13 protein-coding genes are annotated in these 23318 nt (G+C 39.8%); 4 read left to right on the top strand and 9 right to left on the bottom strand.

Features of this window, described 5'->3' with window-relative positions; genetic code table 11:
- Positions 1–29: 29 nt before the first annotated feature.
- The 8 genes from K1I41_RS01925 to K1I41_RS01960 all read right to left on the bottom strand — a co-directional run bounded on the left by K1I41_RS01925 (position 30) and on the right by K1I41_RS01960 (position 13367).
- A complete protein-coding gene (locus K1I41_RS01925; RefSeq protein WP_220641000.1) occupies positions 30–1475 on the bottom strand; it encodes an alpha-amylase family glycosyl hydrolase in 1446 nt (481 codons plus the stop codon).
- A gap of 9 nt (positions 1476–1484) precedes the next feature.
- On the bottom strand, positions 1485–3158 hold the full coding sequence (locus K1I41_RS01930) for an alpha-amylase family glycosyl hydrolase (RefSeq protein ID WP_220641001.1): 1674 nt from the start codon (positions 3156–3158) through the stop codon (positions 1485–1487).
- Positions 3159–5477 (bottom strand): glycoside hydrolase family 31 protein, encoded by a 2319-nt coding sequence (locus K1I41_RS01935; RefSeq protein ID WP_220641002.1) that lies wholly within the window; start codon positions 5475–5477, stop codon positions 3159–3161.
- 3 nt (positions 5478–5480) lie between these two features.
- Positions 5481–7322 (bottom strand): glycoside hydrolase family 13 protein, encoded by a 1842-nt coding sequence (locus tag K1I41_RS01940; protein ID WP_220641003.1) that lies wholly within the window; start codon positions 7320–7322, stop codon positions 5481–5483.
- A gap of 486 nt (positions 7323–7808) precedes the next feature.
- The gene (gene mdxK / locus K1I41_RS01945; protein WP_220641004.1) at positions 7809–10118 is read right to left on the bottom strand and encodes a maltose phosphorylase MdxK; all 2310 of its coding nucleotides are present in this window, start codon (positions 10116–10118) and stop codon (positions 7809–7811) included.
- A gap of 1 nt (position 10119) precedes the next feature.
- A complete protein-coding gene (pgmB, locus tag K1I41_RS01950) occupies positions 10120–10776 on the bottom strand; it encodes a beta-phosphoglucomutase (RefSeq protein ID WP_220641005.1) in 657 nt (218 codons plus the stop codon).
- A 7-nt stretch (positions 10777–10783) separates the two neighbouring features.
- Positions 10784–12142: an MFS transporter gene (locus K1I41_RS01955; RefSeq protein ID WP_220641006.1), complete on the bottom strand. Its 1359-nt coding sequence runs from the start codon at positions 12140–12142 to the stop codon at positions 10784–10786.
- Positions 12143–12344: 202 nt separating this feature from the next.
- A complete protein-coding gene (locus K1I41_RS01960) occupies positions 12345–13367 on the bottom strand; it encodes a LacI family DNA-binding transcriptional regulator (protein WP_220641007.1) in 1023 nt (340 codons plus the stop codon).
- A gap of 226 nt (positions 13368–13593) precedes the next feature.
- Between K1I41_RS01960 and K1I41_RS01965 the strand changes: the two genes are divergently transcribed.
- Genes K1I41_RS01965 through K1I41_RS01980 form a run of 4 tightly spaced genes read left to right on the top strand, consistent with a single transcriptional unit; the run spans position 13594 to position 22254 of the window.
- A complete protein-coding gene (locus K1I41_RS01965; RefSeq protein WP_220641008.1) occupies positions 13594–16671 on the top strand; it encodes a SusC/RagA family TonB-linked outer membrane protein in 3078 nt (1025 codons plus the stop codon).
- 16 nt (positions 16672–16687) lie between these two features.
- On the top strand, positions 16688–18235 hold the full coding sequence (locus tag K1I41_RS01970) for a RagB/SusD family nutrient uptake outer membrane protein (protein ID WP_220641009.1): 1548 nt from the start codon (positions 16688–16690) through the stop codon (positions 18233–18235).
- Positions 18236–18251: 16 nt separating this feature from the next.
- Positions 18252–19382, top strand: coding sequence for a SusE domain-containing protein (locus tag K1I41_RS01975; protein WP_220641010.1), 1131 nt, complete (start codon positions 18252–18254; stop codon positions 19380–19382).
- 55 nt (positions 19383–19437) lie between these two features.
- Positions 19438–22254: an alpha-amylase family glycosyl hydrolase gene (locus K1I41_RS01980; protein ID WP_220641011.1), complete on the top strand. Its 2817-nt coding sequence runs from the start codon at positions 19438–19440 to the stop codon at positions 22252–22254.
- A gap of 333 nt (positions 22255–22587) precedes the next feature.
- Here the strand turns inward: K1I41_RS01980 and K1I41_RS01985 are convergent, their stop codons facing one another.
- Entirely contained in the window at positions 22588–23031 is a 444-nt protein-coding gene (locus K1I41_RS01985; RefSeq protein ID WP_220641012.1) for a hypothetical protein, read from the bottom strand.
- Positions 23032–23318 lie beyond the last annotated feature (287 nt).

The raw sequence follows: 23318 nt of genomic DNA on the forward strand, positions 1-23318 counted from the left end.
ACCCAACAGCACAAGAGTTACCATTTGTATTATTGTGTGAGTATGTAATACTGCCACGCGTTAAATTTGTGTTGTTGGCTGGTTGTTAAGGTTACCTTCTCGCCCGTCATGTAATTGGTAAATGTACCCGATACAGGTAGGGTAAATGTTTTTGATGCATCAGAAAGGTTAGCAATAAACCATATGGTTCTACCCTCTTTTTCGCGTTGGAAGGCTAGTATCTCCGAATCGGCTGATGTTTTAATGCGCGTGTAACTTGCTGCATTTTTACCACCGTTTAATGCTGTATTGTTGTTTTTTAATGCGCCTAGTTTTTCATAAACAGGGTACATTTTACCTTTATCTTTAGTGATAGCATCTTTCTCGAAAAACTTTAATCTACGGTTTAAATCATACTCTTGTCCCGTGTAAATAAGGGGCATGCCTGGTAGTGTATACGTAAGTGCCGCAAAGGTTTCGGCAGCATCGCCCATTCTTTCGTATTCTGTACCGTTCCATGAGTTTTCGTCGTGGTTAGACGTAAAATACATCAGGATATCGTCGTCCTCAAAAACAGTATCTTTTTTAACCATGTAGGCATCCCAATCGGCAACCGATTTTTTACCTTTTGCAATATCATTCATAATATGGTGTGCTTCCCAACCGTAACCCATATCGAAAAGGTTATCTTTTAACAGGTAATTTTTCTCCGATTCGGCAAGCATAAATACAGGCTTTACTCCTTTAAGTTTCGGAATGGCATATTCCCAAAACTCGGTAGGTACGTTATCGGCAACATCGCAACGAAACCCATCTATGTTTTGCTCTTTTACCCAATATAATAGTTCCTCCGTCATAGGGTTGTAGAGTTCTTTACTGGTATAATCCAAATGTGCTACATCCGTCCAGCCCCAGCTTTCGCCAGTTTCTGGGTTTAATGGGTCGGTAACCTCACCATCGGCATTTTTATAGTAGTATTCTGGGTGCGCTGTAATCCATTCGTGGCCCCATCCTGTATGGTTGGCAACCCAGTCGAGTATTACATACATCCCGTTATCGTGTGCGGTTTGTACAAGTTCCTGAAAATCTTCTATAGTACCCATATCTGGGTTTACCGCTGTATAGTCGGATATGGCATAGTAACTCCCTAAATATTTTTCGCGCTCTTTTGGGTCTTTAATGTCCTCTACCGATAAATCGCCTTTGGCTTTTCTATTTTTCATCGAAATCGGATAAATAGGCATTACCCAAATTACTTTTACGCCTAAGTTTTTTAGCTGCGGAATATCTTTGGTAAAAGCGTCCAACGTACCCTCAGGCGAGTAGTGGCGGATATTAGCTTCGTATATTACACTGTTTTCCATCATTGCAGGGCTTACAGGTGCTAATTCAACAGTTTCTACTGCTATATCAGCTTCCTCTGCTGCTGTTGCTTTATCGTCTTTGCAGCTTATAAAAGCGGTAAGCGTAAGTGCAAGTAAAATTGTTTTCTTCATGGGTAGTATTTAATCGTTGTATTGTATTTCTTCTAATAATAAGATGCTGTAAGGTGTTTTAAACTGTAACGTTCCTCCTTTTACTTTGGCGGTAGTGCCCGAATAGGCATCGTGTACTTTTGTGCCTTCGGGGAATGTTCCGCCTACGTGAATTTTTTTAGTGCCTATAGGTAAATCCAGCCCTATAAGTACCACATCGGTATAGTTGCCTTTTTTAAAGACGCGCTCAAAAACGTAGGGCGATTCGCTAATCATTTGGTGTTTGCCTGCCCCTACTGCGGGGTGGTTACGCCTAAATTGCCCTAGCTTTTGCCAGTGTTGCAATAGGGCTTGGGTTTCTTTTTGGGTTGCGATATCCTCCCAGTTCATGAATGAACGTAAAGTAGCATCGCCTTCGGTACCTGGAATGTCTAGCGGGCGGGCTGACTCATCGCCATAATACACTTGCGAGATGCCAGGTGAGAGTAATAGCATTTCTGCTGATTGGTATGTTTTTTCTCGTTTTTTATCGAACGGGCTACCATCGTCATGCGATGATACGTAGTTAACCACGGTGCTACCTATGAGTTCTTTTTCAAGCAGGCGGTTGTATTTGCTAAAAACTTCTTCCTTAGGTTTACCTGCATCCGATTTCATCCCGAAGTTTATTAAGGCGTCAAAACCATGTGCGTAGTAGTTTACTTTTTTATCGCCAAAATCAAAATACTGCCCCGATGTTATGTTGTAATTGTACACTTCGCCTAGCGTGAAAAAGTCGTTATCGTCCAACACTTCTTCTGGGTTGTTCTTTTTCCATTGTGCAAAGGCATAATCGCATTCTTCGCTAAAGGTTGCCCATACATCTTCGCCCAAGTGTTTTACGGTATCGGCTCGGTAACCATCTACACCATAATCAACAATATAATCGGTAAGCCATTTTATAATGTAGTATTTGGGTGCGCGTGGGTAGCCTGTACGCTTAAAAAAAGCATCCAGTTCTTGCACTTCTTGCTCGTAACGCCCTTCTTTTTTCCATTTGTTCACTAATACCGTGGGGAGTTGTACTGTTTGGTCACTCTCGGTACGTATATCGGGTAAGTTTTTTACCAGTGTACACGCAGTTGTATTCTCGTAATTGGTGTATTTGCATTGTGGCTCGGTGCGTACCCAGTTTGCATCCCAAGCGGCATCTTTTGGAGTTACGGGTCCTGTATGGTTTATTACGCCATCCAACACAATACGAATACCTCGTTTATGAGCTTTTTTAACCAGTTCAGCAAGGTCATCTTTTGTACCAAAATTAGGGTCTAGTGCCGTCCAATCTTTCGCCCAATACCCATGAAAGGCATAGGTGTTACCCGTACCCTCGTTAGTGGCATCGTGTATTTGTTCTACTACTGGCGTAAACCAAATGGCATTTATGCCTAGTGCATCAAAATACCCTTCGTCTATTTTTTGGATGATACCCCGAATATCCCCTCCTTTAAAACCGCGCAGTTTTGCCGTTTCTTTGGTTCTGCCTAAAGTAACATCATTTGTTGTATCGCCGTTATTAAACCTATCAGTTAACAGAAAATACATATTAGCACCCTCCCATACAAAAGGTGCAGCATCGGTTTGGGCTACCTTACTTGTTTTATAAGTAGGCGCACAACCCGATAGTAGTGTAAGTGCTGTAAGCGCAGGTATAATTAGTTTTTTCATTTATTGTAACTTGTATGCTATAGTTTTAAATTCTCCACTTTTAATTTCAACGGGTATTGTTTTGGTTGTACCTGCATCGTGAATGTAAAAGGTTAATTTTCGTGTTACGGACTCATATTCACTCCCTTTTTGAGAGTCGATATCAATCACGGCTTCGCCTCTTCTAATTCGGGCATCAAAAAGCAGTATTTCGTACTTTCCTTTAGCAACTGCCTCAGGTGTTTTACCATCGTCGTCATAAAAAATACTGCTGCTCATTTTTACATCAGGGTTCACGTAATAATGTACTTCTAGGGCTTCGCCTGTGTACTCTTCGGTAGATTGCATTGCTTCTGATGCTAGTACTACCATACCGCCACCTCTGTAAAAATGGGGTATGTTTCCTTCTTCAATCGTTACGGTTTGTGTTGTACCGCCCTCATAGGTTGTATTATTGGCGTACCAGTTGTTCCCTTTAGGGAAATATACTTCGCGCTGGGTTGCGCCTTGTTGTAAAACAGGTGCTACAAGTATATTATCTCCCCATAGGTATTCGTCTGAAATGTTGTACAGTGCTGGATTATCCGATTCATCGAAAAATATAGGGCGCATTAACGGGTAGCCTCTTTGGCTGTTTTGGAACGCTAACGTGTAGTTGTAGGGTAGCATTTTGTAACGCAATGCTATAGCTTGTTTTGCTAAGGCTTTTGTTTCGGTTTTTTTAAATACCGCTTCGGAAGGAACTGATTCTTGCGCATGCGGGCGAAATATGGGTTGGTATACTCCGTATTGCAGCCAACGCACGTACAACTCATCATCTACATTATCGCCTGCAAAACCTCCTAAATCGGAGTGCATATAGCCCATGCCTTGCATACCCATTTGTAGGGCTATTTCGGGTTGCGATTGTAAACCGCCCCAACTTCTGCCCACATCGCCACTCCAAGGTATCATCCCGTAGCGTTGGGAACCTGAGTAGCCTGCACGCATTAGTATAAACGGGCGTTGCTCTGGATAATCTTTTTTATAGCCTTGTGTAATTAGGTTTGCCCAATTGTGTCCGTAAATGTTGTGTACTTCATCGGCACTGCCTGAGGCATGCTGCACGTACGATGGGTGTACTTCGGGTTCGCCCAAATCGCCCCACCAACCATCAATACCTCTTTTAATTAAGTCTTTGTATATACCCCAAAACCACCAACGGGCATTGGGCTTAAATAAGTCGATAATGCCTGTGTTACCAAAATAAAAGTCGTAAGTATAAGGTTCGCCGTTGGCATTGGTAGCAAGTACATTTTTGGTTACGGCTTCTTCCCAACGTTTGCTTGTTGTTAGTATAAAAGGCTCGGTAATTAATACTGTTTTTACATTTTGCCTTTTTAGATTGGCAATCATCCCCTCTGGGGTAGGAAAACTGTCCCTTTCAAACGCTAGGTTACCCATAGTGCCTTTCATTTCTTTACCAAACCAGTATAAATCGAGTACTACGGCATCCAACGGTATTTTTTCTTTGCGGAATTTACGTACTACTTCCCGTACTTCTTTTTCGGAATGGTAACCAAATCGGCTGGCAAAATTACCTAGCGTCCAGCGGGCTGGCATGGGTTGTGTTCCTGTTAGTGTGGTATAGTGTTGTGTAAGGTCGTACCAATTATCGGCTGCAATTACTTGGTACACTTTGCGCCCGCTAATGGTTTCGTACGCCAAAGTATTATCCTTTTTACTATCGAGGTCGAGCCAACCAATGGGGGCATTATCAAAATGTACCGCATATATTTTTGATGACATTACGAGTGGCATGGTAAAATTCATTAACTCCGACCTTTCGCCATAACCATAATGGGCTTTGTTGTATAGCTCTAAACGATTGCCTCTACGGTTCATGCCCAAAGCGCGTGCGCCACCGCCATACAAAGCCTCTGTACTATCGATACTAAAGCCGATACATTCGGTAGTGTCTTTTTTTATGTAGCCTTCTTTTTCCGAAAGTAACAGTTTGTTTTTGTAGTAGTAACTAATTTTAAAAGGCGATTTATCAATAACTATCTCTATGCCTTTTGTGGTATAAGTTATTTTATCGTTACTCTCTTTATAACTTGTTTTTACCTCCTGTGGCTCCATAACAACAGCATGCGAATTTCTATCGATTTCCTCGCCATTGGGTATAAAGGATGTTTGTACAATATTTTCGGAATACGGTTTTATAATGTACCTACCATCGTTTGTTGTAAGTGCTATCCGATTTTCAAAACGTTGTGTACCCTGTAGCTTTCGCGAACTGTTTTGTGCCGTAGCTACTGTAACCAGAAAAAGGAGTAATATGCTGAGTATCTTTTTCATAATTTATTGGAGTTCTAGTACTATTGCCGATTTTGGCGGAATACTAATGGCGTTAGTTATTGGTATGGTTTTATTGTTGAGTATGTTTTTGCCTTTTGTATAGCCTTTTAAATTTTCGGCAAAACGGCTAGTAGTCACAGTTTGGGGTTGGGTACTGTTATTTAGTAGTACCATTACGGCATCGGTAGTGTTGTGGCGGAAATACACGTATACGTTATTTTCGGGTAAATAGTGGGTTGTTTTACCTGTATGGATTACCGCTTTGTTTTTTCGCCAATTGAATAGTTTTGAGGTAAATGCAAACCATTTTTGCTGCTCGGCTGTACGCCCCTTTTTGGTAAAGGCATTGTTTGTATCGCCTGCCCATCCTCCTGGGAAATCCCTACGGATGTCGGCATCACCTTTGCCTTTATCGCCTGCCATACCTATCTCGGTACCATAGTATAGTTGGGGTATGCCCCGAATGGTAGCTATTAAGGTTATTGCCATTTTATATTTATCGAAATCATTCTTATAAATTTCGTTAAAGCGTGCCGTATCGTGGTTTTCTATAAAAACTAAAATATTGTTGATGTCTGGGTATAAAAAGTCATCCACAAAATTCTCATACACTTTTATCATACCATCGTTCCACGTACTGTTATCTTCATTAAATACGCTACCAATAGCATCGTGCAGGGTAAAATCCATTACGCTTGGTAAGTGGCTATTGTAGTTTTGTATGGCTGCTATCTTACTATCTTTTTGCCAATAGGCTATTTGGGCTTGGTCGTGCATCCATACCTCGCCTACTATATTAAAATTCGGATATTCATCCGTAATTCCCTTTGTCCATTTGGCTATGCCCTCTTTATCGTTATAGGAATAGGTATCGACTCTAAGCCCACCTAAATCCGCGTACTCTATCCACCAAATGGCGTTTTGTATGAGGTAGTTTAGCACCAATGGTTCGCTTTGGTTTAAATCGGGCATAGAGCTTACAAACCAGCCATCCATACAGTTTTTAGCATCTATTTTAGATGCGTTAGGGTCAAACTGCGTCGTCATGCGGTAATTGCTTTGCGAGTAGCCCGGGAACTGGTGTATCCAATCGTAAAAAGGTAAATCTTTGTACATCGGGTGTTGTGCGCCCCAATGGTTGGTAACATAATCCATAATAAGTTTCATACCTCGCTTTTTCATCTCGGCAGCCAGTTGCTTGTACTCCTCATTAGTACCGTAACGCGGGTCTATTTTATACACATCCGACTGTGCATAGCCGTGATACGATGTTTTGGCATCGTTATCCTCACAGAATGGTGTGCTCCAAAGTGCAGTTACACCCAGTTCTTCCAAATAATCCAAATGCTGGATAATCCCTGCTATATCACCTCCATGACGTCCTGAAGGCAAGTTTCTGTTGGCTTTCTCGATAACCTTGTTACTGCTATCATTATCGGGATTTCCGTTTGCAAAACGATCGGGCATTATGAGGTAAACCAAGTCTGATGAGTTGAAACTTTCGCGTTGTGCCGAATTGCTATCGCGTTGTTTTAGCGAATAGGTGTGTGTAAAGGCTGGTTTTTGATTCAGTTTATCTTTAAAGGTAAAAACCAAATCGGTAGCAGGAAGGTTTTTGGTGTTTATAGTTATAAAAATGTAATTGGGGTTCTCGGTAAAAAAAACCTCTTTTATAATAGTCGTATCCGATAAAGTTGGGGTGTACCGTGTTATATCTGCTCCGTACAATAGTATTTGTAGCTCGGGGTTGTGCATACCACTCCACCAAAACGGTGGCTCTACACGCTCTATTTGGGCAACGGCCGTGCTACAAATAAGAAGTAGTATATAAACTATTTTTTTCATTTTTAATTTGTTTCCCGCAAAGGTTTCCAAGCTTTTGCAGGTATTCTCATAATTTGAAAACTCCTGCAAGGTCTTGCAGACCTTGTAGGTATATAACATTGATGATAAAATACTTTTACCTTACAGTGCTTACTTCGTAAATAAAAACCCTGCAAGGTCTCCAAGACCTTGTAGGTATAGCATTGATGTAAGAAACTTTTACCTTACAGTGCTTACTTCGTAAATAAAAACCCTACAAGGTCTCCAAGACCTTGTAGGTATAGCATTGATAATAAAATACTTTTACCTTATAGTGCTTACTTCGTAAATAAAAACCCTGCAAGGTCTCCAAGACCTTGTAGGCATAGCATTGATGATAAAATACTTTTATCTTACAGTGCTTACTTAAATAAAAAGACCGCAAGAGCTTTTGGACTCTTATTTTGCTATACTTGCTACGTAAATAAAAAAACCTACAAGGTCTTGCAGACCTTGCAGGTTAAAAAATTAGACTGTTACCAATGCGTTAGGTTCTACCCGTACTGGTTTTCCATTTACAAAAACGGTCAGTTCCTTATCGCCTTCTAGCGTAAATTTGGTGGCTGCTGCATGTACAGCTACTTTTAATATTTGATTTCTGAAATTTATTTTAAAAGAATAACCTTCCCATTGTTTTGGTATTTTCGGCTCAAAATGTAAGGTATCGTCTTTAACACGCATACCACCAAAACCTTCTACAATGCTCATCCAAGTACCTGCCATACTCGTAATGTGTAAACCTTCTTCAACCTCTTTATTATAATCGTCAAGGTCAAGACGCGATGTTCTTAAATAAAAAGTATATGCCTGCTCCATTCTGCCCAATACTGCTGCTTGTATGGAGTGTACACATGGCGATAGCGACGATTCGTGCACTGTTAGGGGCTCATAAAAATCGAAATGTTTTTCGAGTTGTTCTTTGGTAAAATGGTCTTCAAAAAAGTAGAATCCCTGCAACACATCGGCTTGCTTAATGTAAGGCGAACGCAGTATTTTATCCCAACTCCATTTTTGGTTTATAGGGCGTTGGCTACGGTCTAGCTCACTTACGGGTATTAACTCTTTATCTAAAAAGCCGTCTTGTTGTAAGTACACCCCGTGCTTTTCGGAGTATGGGAAGTACATGTTGCTCGCTACTTTTTCCCATTGTTGCAATTCGGCATCATTAAGGTTTACTTTAGCCATAATACGGTTGTAATCGGCTGTGTAATCCGTTTTTACTTTTGCTATTTGCGCTATAGTATACTCTATACACCACTTGGCTATATAGTTGGTATAAAAGTTATTGTTTATGTTATTTTCGTACTCGTTGGGTCCTGTAACCCCCAATATCATGTATTGGTTTTTATCGGACGATAAATTGGCTCTTTGTTGCCAAAAACGGGCTATGCCAATAAGTACTTCTAGCCCCTTTTCGGGGATGTAACTGTAATTGCCTGTAAAACGGTGGTAGTTGTAAATGGCAAATGCTATGGCACCATTACGGTGGATTTCCTCAAAGGTAATTTCCCATTCGTTATGGCACTCTTCGCCATTCATGGTTACCATAGGGTAGAGTGCTGCTCCGTTGGTAAACCCTAGTTTTTGCGCATTTTCTATGGCTTTTTCTAGGTGTTCGTAACGGTAGGTAAGTAGGTTACGGGCTACTTGTTGGTCTTTGGTTGCCATGTAAAATGGTATGCAGTATGCCTCAGTATCCCAATAGGTACTACCACCATATTTTTCGCCAGTAAAACCTTTAGGTCCTATATTTAACCTTGGGTCTTTACCCAAATAGGTTTGGTTAAGTTGGAAAATATTAAAGCGGATACCTTGCTGTGCTTTTACATCGCCATCAATAGTAATATCTGCCATTTCCCAAATTTTTGCCCATGCTTCGCGTTGTTCGTTTAGTAATGCAGCGTAGCCTTTGGCGTGTGCAGTGTTAATTACCTCTTTGGCGGCATCAACTAAATTATTGGCATCGTGGTTTAACGATACAGTGTACCCCCCTAGTTTAATTATAGTAGCGGTTTGCCCTTGTGCTGCCTCTACATCGTACATAAACTGTACTTTGTCGGTACCTGCATTTACAGTTGTTGGACTAATGTGCAGGGTGTTACCCGATAGTTGTATGCTGTTGTGCATGTAGGTGGCTACATCAAAATGGGTTTTGTGGGTACGAGCTGTTACATAGGCAGCGTTACCACTGTGTTGTACGTTTACGGGTTGCCAAAATTTTTCTTCCCAGTTGGTATCCTCATTGGTAACTCCTGCATCTATATAGGGATTGAATGTTATTTGTGCTGCCCCTTTTAATGGGGTTATTTCGTATTTAATTGTTCCCAGTTCATCATCTACTAACGATAGGAATCGGGTAACGTTTACGGCTATGGCTGTACCATTTTGCAATACGGCTTCGAAAGAACGGTTGTACCACCCTTCTTTCATGTTAAGTTCTCGCCTAAAATGGTTTACTTCTTTGCATCGGTTAAGGTCGAGGTTTTCTCCGTTTACGGTAATGCCTATACCTATCCAGTTGGGTGCATTAAGTACTTTTGCAAAATATTCTGGATAACCGTTTTTCCACCAGCCTACTTTGGTTTTATCGGGGTAGTAAATACCTGCAATGTAGCTCCCCTGAAAGGTATCTGCTGAGTAGTCCTCTTCAAAATTAGCACGCTGCCCCATAGCACCATTACCTATGCTGAATAAACTTTCGGAGGATTTTACCCTTTCTACATCAAATCCTTCTTCTATTATGGACCAATTATCTGGTACTATATAATCCTGGTTCATCTTATTTATTTACTAAGTTTTCTAAAAATGTGGTGTTTATTACTTTAAAATCGTCAAAATTATAATGGGCTTCGTGCAGTACGGCTTTACTGCCAATACCCACACTTACCATTTGGGCAACATTTGCTGCCTGTACGCCTGCTACCGAGTCTTCAAACACTATAGCACCCTCCGTAGGCATGTTTAGTTTTTTTGCTGCTTGTACAAAAACTTCGGGGTCGGGTTTTGCATTGGTAACATCGTTACCATCTACAATAGCATCAAAATAATCCAGTAGGTTTACTTTTTCCAGTATGGGTCGGGCATTTTTACTTGCCGAGCCTAATGCTATAGGTTGGTTGTTTTGTTTTAGGTATTGTAGAGCAGGTAATACACCTGCTAGTATTTCGCTCTCGTCCATTTTTTGGATGTAAGCAAGGTAGTCCTCGTTTTTTTGTTGTAGTAAGTTGTCTTTCTCTTGTTGTGTGATGGTTACATTGCCTAATGCAAGTATGATATCAAGCGAACGGATTCGGCTCACGCCTTTGAGTTGCTCGTTATGTTCGTGTGTGAAGTTGATTCCTAATTGTGCTGCGATTTTTTGCCATGCCAAAAAGTGATACTTGGCTGTATCGACTATTACACCATCAAGATCGAATATGAATGCTTTCTTTTTCATTTTTTAATTATAGAATTTCTGACTTGGATTTAAGGTCGTCTACATCTTTAACTTTTACCACAAGTAGTGCAGCTATTATAAAACTTATACCACTGGTAACTATAGCATATATGGCATTACCACTGTAAAAGTATTTTACAATAGGACCGCCAATAAGTGCATTAATTATTTGTGGAATTACGATAAAGAAATTGAAGATACCCATATACACACCCATTTTACGGGGTGCTATGGAGCCTGCAAGTATGGCATAAGGCATAGCCAATATACTTGCCCAAGCAACGCCTACACCTATCATGGATAGTATAGCCCAATTTTCATCGGGTACAAAATAAAGCGAGATAAGGCTTACCCCACCTATTATAAGCGATATGGAATGGGTTAACTTTCTGCCTATTTTAAACGCAATGTAAGGCAAACAGAACGCAAATAATGCCGATACTAAATTGTATACGCCAAAGAGTACGCCTACCCAATCGCCAGCATCTTGGTACGTTTGGCTTTTGGTATCAGTAATAGGTAAACCGTATAAATGGTGTGCCAATGCTGGGGTAGTAAATACCCACATACCAAACAAACCGAACCACGAAAAGAATTGTACCCAACTGAGCTGACGCATTGTTGTGGGCATTTTTTTAAAATCGGTAAAAATATCCGATAATTTGGCTTCTTTTACAGGATTAGCGTCTACTTCGCCCTTAGCCTCAAAACTATCTAGTTCTTCAGGAGAATACTCTTTAGTGGTAAAAACAGTAATCAAAATGGTAACTACTAATATTATTGCTCCTACTATGAAAGACCAGATAAGATTGGGCGGTACAGTACCATCGGGTGCCGTATTGGGTATATTAAACCAGTTGGTAAGCGCATAGGGTAACCACGAGCCTATAACAGCACCAAAGCCTATTAGTGCCGTTTGTACACTAAAGCCCATTGTGCGTTGGTCGGTACGTAAATTATCGGCAACTAAGGCACGGAAAGGCTCCATGGCAATGTTAAACGATGCATCCATAATCATGAGCATCCCAGCACCTACCCACAAGGCGGGCATAAAGGCAATAAAAATATCGGCTTGCGGCATTAGTACTAAGCCTACTGAGGCTAAAACTGCTCCAACAAGAAAGTACGGCTTTCGCCTACCAAATTTACCCCAAGTATTATCGCTGTAGTGCCCTATTATGGGTTGTACAATTAGCCCCATTAAGGGTGCTATAATCCAAAACCACGAAAGTTCGTGTACATCGGCGCCAAAAATTTGGAGTATACGGCTTGCGTTGGCATTTTGCAGTGCAAAACCCATTTGTATCCCTAAAAAACCGAAACTCATGTTCCAGATTTCCCAGAAACCTAATTTACGCTTTTCCATTATCGTAATTTAATGATTTATAATACGATAAGCGCGTTATGGCTTATCAAAACTTATGGTGCGAAGTGAAATTATAAGCTTTGATAATATTGACAAATATATAGTTTTTTTGTTCTCGAAAGCTTTTTACCACAAAAAAAATCCCGACAATACTGCCAGAATTATTTTTTTATAGCTTTGATTTTCAAAAACTTAACTGCAACTACAACGTTGCCGTAGATTCTCTGAGTACAAGGTCAGTTTCTATCAATTCGGTAGTATATTGCTCATTTTCTTCTTCCATTTCAAGTCGTTCTATAAGCATTTTGGCTGCCCTACCCCCCATTTTTATTCCGTTTTGGCTTATGGTAGAGATACTTGGCGTAGAAAATTTGGAGATAATACCATCGGTAAACCCTATTACCGATATGTCTTCGGGTACACGCATGCCCATTTTATTGGCGAGTTTAATACTGGTTACGGCAAAAAGCTCGTTTACCGCAAAAATAGCATCAGGCTTTTTCTCTTTTAGTAACTTTTCTATTTTAGAGGCACAGTTTTCTATATCCTCTATCTTAACAATCATATCGTCGTTAACCTGCATATCATGGTCAGTAAGTGCGTTGGCATAACCATCGGTACGCAATTTTCCTACACTAACGTAATCCACCGTAGTAACTAAAGCAATTTTCTTAAATTGTTTTTCTATAAAAAACTCAACGGCTCTGTAAGCCGCAAGTTGGTCGTCTATAATTACTTTGTCGCACAATACCTCGTTAGTAACACGGTCAAACATTACTACGGGCATACCTTGGTTAATAACCTCCTCAATATGGTGAAAATCCCTTTTTAACTGCGTTTCTTTGGATAGCGACATAATGAAACCATCGATACTGCCATTAGCAAGCATATCCATATTAATTACCTCTTTATCAAACGATTCGTCCGATAAACATACAATAACATTATAGCCGTTCTCATTAGCTACCTGCTCTATACCACTAATAACGGTAGCAAAAAAGTGGTGTACAATTTCGGGTATTATAATGCCTATGGTTTTTGTTTTTTTGTTTTTAAGGCTTAAAGCAATATTGTTAGGGCGGTAGTTATAGAGTTTTGCAAATGCCTGAACTTTTTGGCGGGTATCTTCGCTTATTTCAGGGCTATTACGCAACGATTTCGAAACAGTAGAGATAGATACATCTAATTCTCTTGCAATTTGTTTAAGGGTTACTTTCCTCTTCATTATGAAATTGTAAACTGTTAATATGTAAATAAAGGTAGTTTTAATTTTTATTTATCGCAATTATAGTACTAAAATTCTCGAAAAGCGTAAAAGTTTTCAACACGAAAACGTTTTCGGTGATGGCATCTCACGAAAACGTTTTTTTGTTTGGTGAATTTACATAATTTTAACATTCGAAGTGAACTTATAAGCAAAACAAAAAGGAAAATTAACTTAAACAACTTGTATGAAAAAAATGTACCAAAAGTTTTTACTTTTATTACTTATGTTGCCGCTAAGTGCACTTGCACAGAGCACTGTAACGGGTAATGTGAGTGATAGTGCTACTGGGCAGCCCATTCCTGGAGTAAATATAATTATAGAGGGCACTACCACTGGCTCCAGTACCGATATAGATGGTAATTATACCCTTACTGGTGTAACAGAAGGTAGCCGTATAGTATTTAGTTTTATAGGTTTTGCCAACCAAACAATAGATTATACAGGGCAAAGTACAATAGATGTAGTAATGCAAGAAGATGCTACATTACTAGAAGAGGTGGTAGTTATTGGTTATGGTACTACTACCAAGAAAGATGCAACAGGATCGTTAACTACAGTAAAAGCCGACGATTTTAACAAAGGTGCTATTACTACTGCTGACCAGTTGCTTACGGGTAGAGCACCTGGTATACGAATTACCAGTAATGGCGGACAGCCTGATGCTGCACCAAACATTAGAATACGTGGTGGTAGCTCATTAAGTGCGCAAAATAACCCTCTTATTGTTATTGATGGTGTGCCGTTGGATTTTGTTAATCCTGCAGGAGTAAACAACCCATTATCTTTAGTTAATCCTTCAGATATTGAATCGTTTACCATATTAAAAGATGCATCGGCAACAGCCATATACGGTTCACGTGCTTCTAATGGTGTAATTATTATTACTACCAAAAAAGGAAGTTCGGGAGCACCACAATTCAACTACAACGGTAGTGTAGGGTTTAACAGAGCCGACGATGTTATTGATGTTATGAATGGCTCTGAGTTTACTCGTTTTATACAGGAGTACCACCCAGGTTTTACCAATTTATTGGGTGTAGATGATCCTACTACGGATGCAGTGGACAACCCTGCAACACCAGAAATAGAGGGAAGAATATTGTATGATACGGACTGGCAGGATGAGGTGTTAAGAACATCTGTGTTTACAGACCATAACTTTAGCGCGCGTGGTAACCTTTTTGGTAAAGTACCTGCTAGAGCATCTATAGGCTATACTAAAACCGAAGGTATTGTAAAAACAGATGATTATGAGCGTTATAGTGCATCGGTAAAATTTACACCAATGTTCCTGGACGACCATTTAAAAGTGGATGTTAACGCTAGAGGTTTATGGGTGGAGAAGAACAACATCGACCAAAAGTCGGTTTTAGAGGGTGCTTTAAACATGGATCCTACAAAACCAGTATTTTCTGATGACCCTAATAGTAGTTTTGGCGGTTACTACCAAAACACGGTTACTAGAGATGGAAATACTCTGTTGGACGGACAGTACAACCCTGTTAACTTACTAGATGGCAGAAGAAGACCTGAGCAGGTAAACAAATTAATAGGTAATGCAATGTTCGATTACAAAATGCATTTCCTACCAGAACTTAGAGCTATTGTAAATGTAGGTGTAGAGGCATCGCGTGCTAACATACTAGAGGAGTTCGGACCAAATGCTTTAGCAAGTTCTCGTTTTGTTGAGGGCACAGGTATTGTATTTAACCCAGGCGTTAACTACAGAGAAACACAACACATTACCAACAAAACATTTGATGCTTATTTAGCGTACACCAAAAACCTTGAAGGACCTATAACACGTATTGATGCACAGGCAGGACATGCGTACCAAAGTTTTGTAAACGATGGCTATAAATCCATATACCAGTATAATGTTAATACAGGTTTACGAGAAGAGCTTATAAACGAGCAAAACCCAAATAACCGCTACTATAACAAAATGGTATTAGAGTCGTTTTTTGGGCGTGCCAACATCGACCTTTACGATAAGTACCTGTTTACATTTACGTTAAGAGCAGATGGATCTTCGTTATTTAGAGAAGACGAGCGTTGGGGGTACTTCCCAGCAGCAGCATTTGCATGGAGAATTACCGACGAGAGTTTTATGCAGAACGCATCATTCGTAAACAACCTTAAGCTACGTTTAGGTTACGGAATAACGGGGCAGCAAGATATAACACAAATAAAAAACGCAGGATATTATCCTTCAACGGCATTATTTACACCTGGTGACCCAAACAGCCAGTACCTACCTGGTGTCGCCACCTATGGAGCAAAACCGTTTAACGACCGCCTAAAATGGGAAACTACTACTACCTATAACTTAGGTGTTGATTTCTCATTCTTCAACAAAAACCTACTTTCAGGTAGTGTGGATGTTTACAGAAGAATAACTAACGACTTGCTAGTACTATCACTTGTACCGCCAGGTCAATACCTTACCAACGAGATTACGCAAAACGTAGGTAGCCTAGAGAACAGAGGTATAGAAATAGACCTTACACTACGGCCTATAACCACTACTGATTTTTCTTGGGAAGTATTAGGTAACTTATCATATAACTTTGGTGAAATAAAAAGCCTTAACAACGTTAGTACTATTAGTGCAGACGAGTCTTCGTTACCAGGTAGTACAGGGGTAAGGCTAGCACGCCACAATGTAGGTTCGCAACCCTACTCAGCATGGGTGTACGAGCAACTTTACGATAGCGACGGGCGTATTATACCTGGTGCGTTTAGAGACCGTAATGAGGATGGTATAATTAATGACGACGATAGGTACTTTGAAGCAATACGCCCTAACTGGACATTTGGTTTTGGTACAAACATTACGTACAAAAACTTAGATTTCTCGGCAAACTTCCACGGACAGTTGGACGGAAAAGTATACAATGCTGTTAATTTGGTAGGTGGTAATCTTGAAAGAGCTTTACCAGATAACAATAACAGCCTTAGCAACGTGCTTGACTTTTATAGTGGCGCAGCAGACCCAAGAATTGAAACCATACTAGACCCTGTTCCGTTATCAGATTATTATTTAGAAGATGCTGCGTTTTTAAGATGTGATAATATTACTATAGGATATAGGTTTAATCAGCTCGTTAAATCAGCCTCACTACGCCTGTATGCTACAGTTAATAATGCCTTTATCATTACAGAATACTCAGGTCAAGACCCTGAAAACTTTAATGGTATTGATACAAACTTCTATCCGCGACCAAGAACTTACAGCTTTGGTGTAAATCTTGACTTTTAATAAAAAATAATTGAATATGAAAAACTTTAATAAAAAGATAATTTTAGGAATAAGCGCGTTAGTACTGCTCTTTTCCTCTTGTACTGACGACCTCAACACGGAGCCGAAAGTAGAATTATCGTTAGAAAACCTTTTAGCACAGGATCCTAATGCTGTAGAAGGGTTACTCTCTAAAATGTACGGTACATTTGCACTGTCGGGTCCTACAGGACCTGGAAGCTCTGATATTAGCGGACCTGACCCAGGCGAAACCGCATTTTTAAGAAGTATAATTAACATGCAAGAGTTTACTGCCGATGGTATGAAAAACCGTTGGGGCGATGATGGATTGGACCAGTTAACTACAGCGTCGGACTGGAATGGTAACAATAAATTCTTCCGTTACCTTTATGACAGAGTATATTTTGTTGTACCGCAAACAACCAATATTATACTAGCACTAAATAACGTAGATGTAGCAAACGAAGAACAAATAGTTAGCGAGCTGCGTTTTATTCGCTCGTTAGCCTACTACTATATGATAGACTGCTTTGGTAAAGGTGTTTTAGTAAACGAGAGTAACTACGGTAGCACCAACCCATTACCCGAAGCAAGCCGATTAGAGCTTTTTGAATACGTAGAAAGCGAACTATTGGATATTGAACAAGATATGCCTGTAACCAACACTTACGGTAGAGCCAACAAAGCAGTAGTACGCATGCTACTAGCCAAACTATACCTTAATGCAGAGGTATACACAGGTACAGCACGTTACAGTGATGCACTTAACTACACCAACCTCGTAATAAACGAAGGTGGTTATACACTAGCGAATAATTTTGTAAGTAATTTCTCTGCCGATAACAATACCTCTACCGAGATTATTTTCCCGCTAATTGCAGACCCTGTTGTTAGCCAGAGTTATGGTAACACTACCTACATTGTTAACGGCTCATTAAGCACAGAAACGATGCCAATAGTTGATTTTGGCGCAACGGGTGGATGGACTGGACACCGTGCTACAAAAGCATGGTACGGACTATTTGGCGACCTTGAAACAGCTACAGATGTTAGAGCAGGACTATTTTGGACGGAAGGACATAATTTTGAAATGGCAGATTATAGGACATGGGAAGATGGCTACCCATCAACAAAATTCAGAAACACATCTTTCTCAAGTACATCTACTGCTACAGAGTTTTCTCCTACAGATTTCCCATTATTCCGATTGGCCGATGCACACCTTATGTATGCAGAGTGCGTGTTACGTGGAGCGGGAGGATCGCAATCGCAGGCGTTAGACTATGTTAACGCAATACGAACACGATCCAACGCAACAGCAATAACAGCAGGAGAGCTTACGCTTGATTTTATTATTGATGAAAGAGCAAGAGAACTTAACCTTGAAGGGCACCGAAGAACAGACCTTATACGTTTTGGGCGTTTTACAGGTAGTACCTACGTATGGCCTTGGAAAGGTAATTTAGCAAGTGGTACAGCTATACCTGCAACGTACAACGTATTCCCAATACCACAAACAGCACTAGAGGCGAACCTTAACTTAACGCAAAACCCTGGTTACTAACTTTAAAACTCAAAAAATGAAAAAAATATTTAATCTATCAATTCTATCATTATTGTTCCTATCAATAATGTCGTGTAGTACTGATGATAACAAGATACTTGTTGAACCAACAGGCGCACCTGTACTAAACGCACCACAGGACGGTGCTGAAATAATACTAAACCCAAATGCCAACGATGCTGTTGCAATTACAATGGTATGGGATCATGGCAGATACAGCGTAGAAACAGCTGTAGATTATAGCATTGAAATAGCCATTGCAGGAACAGAATTTGCTGAGCCACTTAAAATAGCTACAACAAATAACCGCTTTTTAGCCTTAACAGGCGAGCAACTAAGCGGGTACTTACTAAATGCAAGCCCTGATGGTTTAGGACTTCCTGAAGAAACAGAGGCTGTAATGATACAAGCAAGAGTTACGGCAACTATTGGCGACAATGGCGATTTACCAGAAACATCTAATACTATTACATTTAACATTATATTCCCCGACGAAGATGTAGTTATAGAGCCCGAAGATCCGATGTTATTTTTAGTAGGTTCTGCGCAAGCCAATTACGGTCTTTCAGAGTGGGATAACACTACTGCAATACCAATGCGTTACATTGGCGACGGTACTACTATGTTATTTGAAGCCTACGTAAAAGTTGGTGCAAACCAAAGTTTTAAATTTATTGGTGAGCAAGGTACTTGGGATAACGGAAACTACGGTACTATAGATGGTGCACAAAACGGTAACCTACAAAACGATGGCGGTAGTGGCGATATAAAAGTTGCTGAAACTGATGGCGATGGCTTATACTACGTATGGGTAGATATTGACAACCTAGAGTACAAATCTATTAAAATGAACTGGGGTATAATTGGTGCTGCAACTCCAGGAGGTTGGGATGGCGAAACACCAATGACGTACGACTTTGCTGAAAACAAATTTAGTATTACTGAAACGCTTACTACTGAGAATATGAAATTACGCTCTAAAAACACAGGCGATTTTATATCAGGAAACGAGTGGGCATTCCAAGTAGGTGCCGATGATCCTTTTGCATACAATACTAACGCGGGCGACATAGCCGTTACAGCAGGAGAAGCTACTATCGAGTTGGTTATTGACTTTGATGGTGCTGTAACCTTAACAGGCATATAACCCCATAATTAACAAGAGCCAACTGTATAGTCGGCTCTTTCTTATTCTAATTACTATGAAAAAATTTACTGCTCTATTTTTACTACTAAGCTGTGTAGGCTTCGCGCAGATTACTACTTCGCCCACACCTGCATTGGCTACAGGACCAGTTACCGTGTTTTTTGATAAAGCGGGTACACCCCTAGAGAGTTATAATGGCACCATATACGCCCACACAGGCGTTACTGTAGATGGCGAACAATGGCAAGGCGTTATAGGTACTTGGGGCGATAACGATGTGCAACCCGCACTAACATTAGTATCGGGTACTACATACCAGTTTGAAATAACACCCGATTTATACACCTTTTACGGTATCCCTACCACAAGTACAATTACAGAAATATCGGTAGTTTTCAGAGCCGCATCAGGTTCACCACAATCAGAAGATTTATTTACCGATATCGGTGCCTTTCAGGTAAACCTAACCGCACCAGACGAGGATAGCACTACGCTATTAAGCGCTGGAGGGTCGTTAAACATAACTGCCGAAAACACAGGTGGTAATGCAAACTATACCCTACAATCTAACGGAGCTACCATTATTACCAGTAATAATGTTACTAGCTTCTCGTACAATGCTACCAATATTACCGAAAACCAAAACTATGCCTTAGTAGTAATGCAAGGTGGTAATACCATTACAAAAAACTTCTCGGTAGTAGTAAACCCAAACACCGTTACACAAGCAATGCCTATGGGCGTGCGCGATGGTATTAATTATAATGATGCCGACGATACAAAAGCAACATTAGTGCTAAACGCACCTGGTAAAGATTTTGTTTACGTTGCTGGTAGCTTTAATAACTGGCAGCCAACATCGGCATACGCCATGAAAAAAGATAACGCTACAGGTAAATTCTGGTTAGAAATTACTGGGCTTACACCTGGCGAAGTAAACTCGTTCCAATACTGGGTGGTAGATGAAACACCATTGGCAAACTCGCCAGCAATGGTTAAAACAGCCGACCCGTTCTCTACATTAGTACTATCGTCATTTGACGATCAGTACATAGCAGCCTCTACCTACCCTAACCTACCCGAATACCCAGCAGGGCAGTCGTTCGAAACATCAGTAATTCAAACAGCGCAAGTACCTTACAACTGGCAGGTTACTGATTTTGAAAAACCAGAAAAAGAGGATCTTATCATATATGAGCTATTAATTCGTGATTTTAACGAGCAAAAAACATGGACGTCGCTTATAAGCCAGTTCGGATATTTGAGAGATTTAAACATAAACGCCATACAGCTTATGCCTGTAATGGAGTTTGAAGGCAACATCTCGTGGGGTTACAATACTGCCTACCATATGGCTCTGGATAAAGCGTATGGTACAGCAGAATCGATGAAGCAATTTATCGACATTTGCCACCAAAACGGTATAGCAGTAATATTAGATGTTGCGCTTAACCACGTATACGGTCGGTCGCCATTAGCACGTATGTGGGTAAATGATCCTGATGGCGATGGTTTTGGTAACACTACAGCAGAAAATCCATATTGCAACATCACAGCAACACACTCGTACAGTGTGGGTACCGATTTAAATCATCAATCAGAACTAACACAATACTACGTAGAGCGTACTATTGAGCACTGGATGAATGAGTTTAAAATAGATGGTTTCCGTTGGGACTTAACCAAAGGATTTACACAAGAGTGTACAGGTAATAACGATAGTTGTACAAACGCCTACCATGCCGACAGGGTTAATATTTTGATGGAGTATGCCGATATACAATGGGCTATAGATCCTGATTTTTATGTAATATTCGAACACCTAGGCTTTGGGGGTTCTGCACAAGAAGAAGTAGAATGGGCAAACTACCGTATAGACGAGGGCAAGGGTATTATGCTTTGGGGTAAATTTACAGAGCCTTACAACCAAAACTCTATGGGGTATGCCGAAAACAGCAACTTTAACACTATGGATTTTGAAAACAGAGGTTTCCAACAACCACGACTTATAGGGTATGCCGAAAGTCATGATGAGGAACGACTAATGTATAAAAATCTTGCCTTTGGTAATAGCGATGGCGGGTACGATGTAACCGACGAAGCTACTGCTTTAGAACGAATGAAAGCCATAGGTGCTGTAGTATTTACTATACCTGGACCAAAAATGCTATGGCAGTTTGGCGAACTAGGGTACGAATACAGTATTAACTATTGCGAAAACGGTACTATAACAGAGGGATGCCGTACCGACCCAAAACCAATACCATTTGAACTGGGTTACACAGCCGACGCCAACCGTATGGGAATATACAATGCTTGGGCAGATATTATAAAATTAAGACGTACCCGACCTGTATTCCATACCAACACTTTTACTATCGACTCGGGCGACCTTACACCTCGAATTGATATTTGGAACGAAAGCCTACCAGCTGGAGACCTTAGTAGTGTTATAGTAGTTGCTAATTTTGATGTTACGGCACAAACGGTAAACACATTTTTTCCAACTACTGATGATTGGTATGATTTACTAGATAGCGATGCCGTAATAAGTGGCACCGTAGAAAACGTAACACTACAACCTGGTGAATTTAAAATATACGGTAACCAACCTGCTTTGCTTAACGCAGAAGGTTTTGAGGCTACAACAAAAGTGGCACTTTACCCCAACCCTGCAACAAACAGCTTTAGCATTAATACACCAACCCAACAAGTAACAGTATATACACTTACTGGGCAACTTGTAAAAACATATAACGGAACAGCAGCCAATACAGCATTTAATGTAGAGGGACTTAGCAACGGAATGTATTTTGTAAAAATTACAGACGATGCCAACCGTGTAAGCACTATCAAGCTAATAAAAAAGTAAAGTTAGTTGAGTTAGTTTTTTTATGTTGAGTATTGAAAGACCTTCCTCCGAAGGTCTTTCATTTTTTATAATTTTTATATAAAAAGGATATTACACGCACAAGATAGCAACGCACCGTTTTCGGCTAACATAAATTATTAAAAAGGTATTGCTTCGTTATTACTTATACTACCAAATATTTCTTTATGGTGAAGAAGAAGAATTTAAATATTAATGTTTAAATAGACAAAATAACTGACAATAAGTAATAAATAAAGTACTATAAAACTTGTTATTAATTATTAGTAACATAGTATGCATGTTTGATTTAATAAAAAGCAGAACTATACCTAATTATTCTTCTTGCTTTATTAATTCCGAAATATGCACATCGCCGTTAATATCACTACTTTTCTTTATTAAACGCGCCCCTTTAATCTGAATTTTATGCGGTTCTGGATACACTTTTATAAACTTTATGTACTCTGGGTCAGTATTTAATTCCTCCACCTTAAACCTTTTTTTATCATAATACATTAACAGCGTATCATTTTCTGTGCTCCATTTACCACTAATTACCATAGCGCAAGTTTCGTAAACGAAAGTAGAATCTTTATTAAGAATCATTTTATTTCCAACACCATAACTAACACCAGTTACTCTTCCTATAGCAACATTAAATTTATTTGGCTTTTTACTTTTATATACGCCAATTAAATCATGGTTGCCTTCGGAACTATGTTCGGCTTTACATCCTAACAGTGCCACTACCATAAATAAAAATATTGCCGTTTTCATAATTACAAATTATTAGTGATGTATTTATGAGACTTGTTTGACCGAATAAAAAAATTAGCCCCAGAACTTGATGTTGATGTGCATGAATAAACAATCTAAAATCCTCTTTATCAAAAGTTTTTAGTTCAAATTCCTTACCTGATAATACAGTACTCAAAATTGCGAAATCTTTACTCTCACACGTTTCGCACTTTTATTCTATTATAATGGAAAACATACGTAGTGCTGTTATCAATAATAGCCTTTTAATAGAATAATTTTATAGTTTACTCAAATATAAGTATTGT

The organism is Flavobacterium litorale, from assembly GCF_019613795.1.
GTDB classification, from domain to species: Bacteria; Bacteroidota; Bacteroidia; order Flavobacteriales; family Flavobacteriaceae; genus Flavobacterium; species Flavobacterium litorale.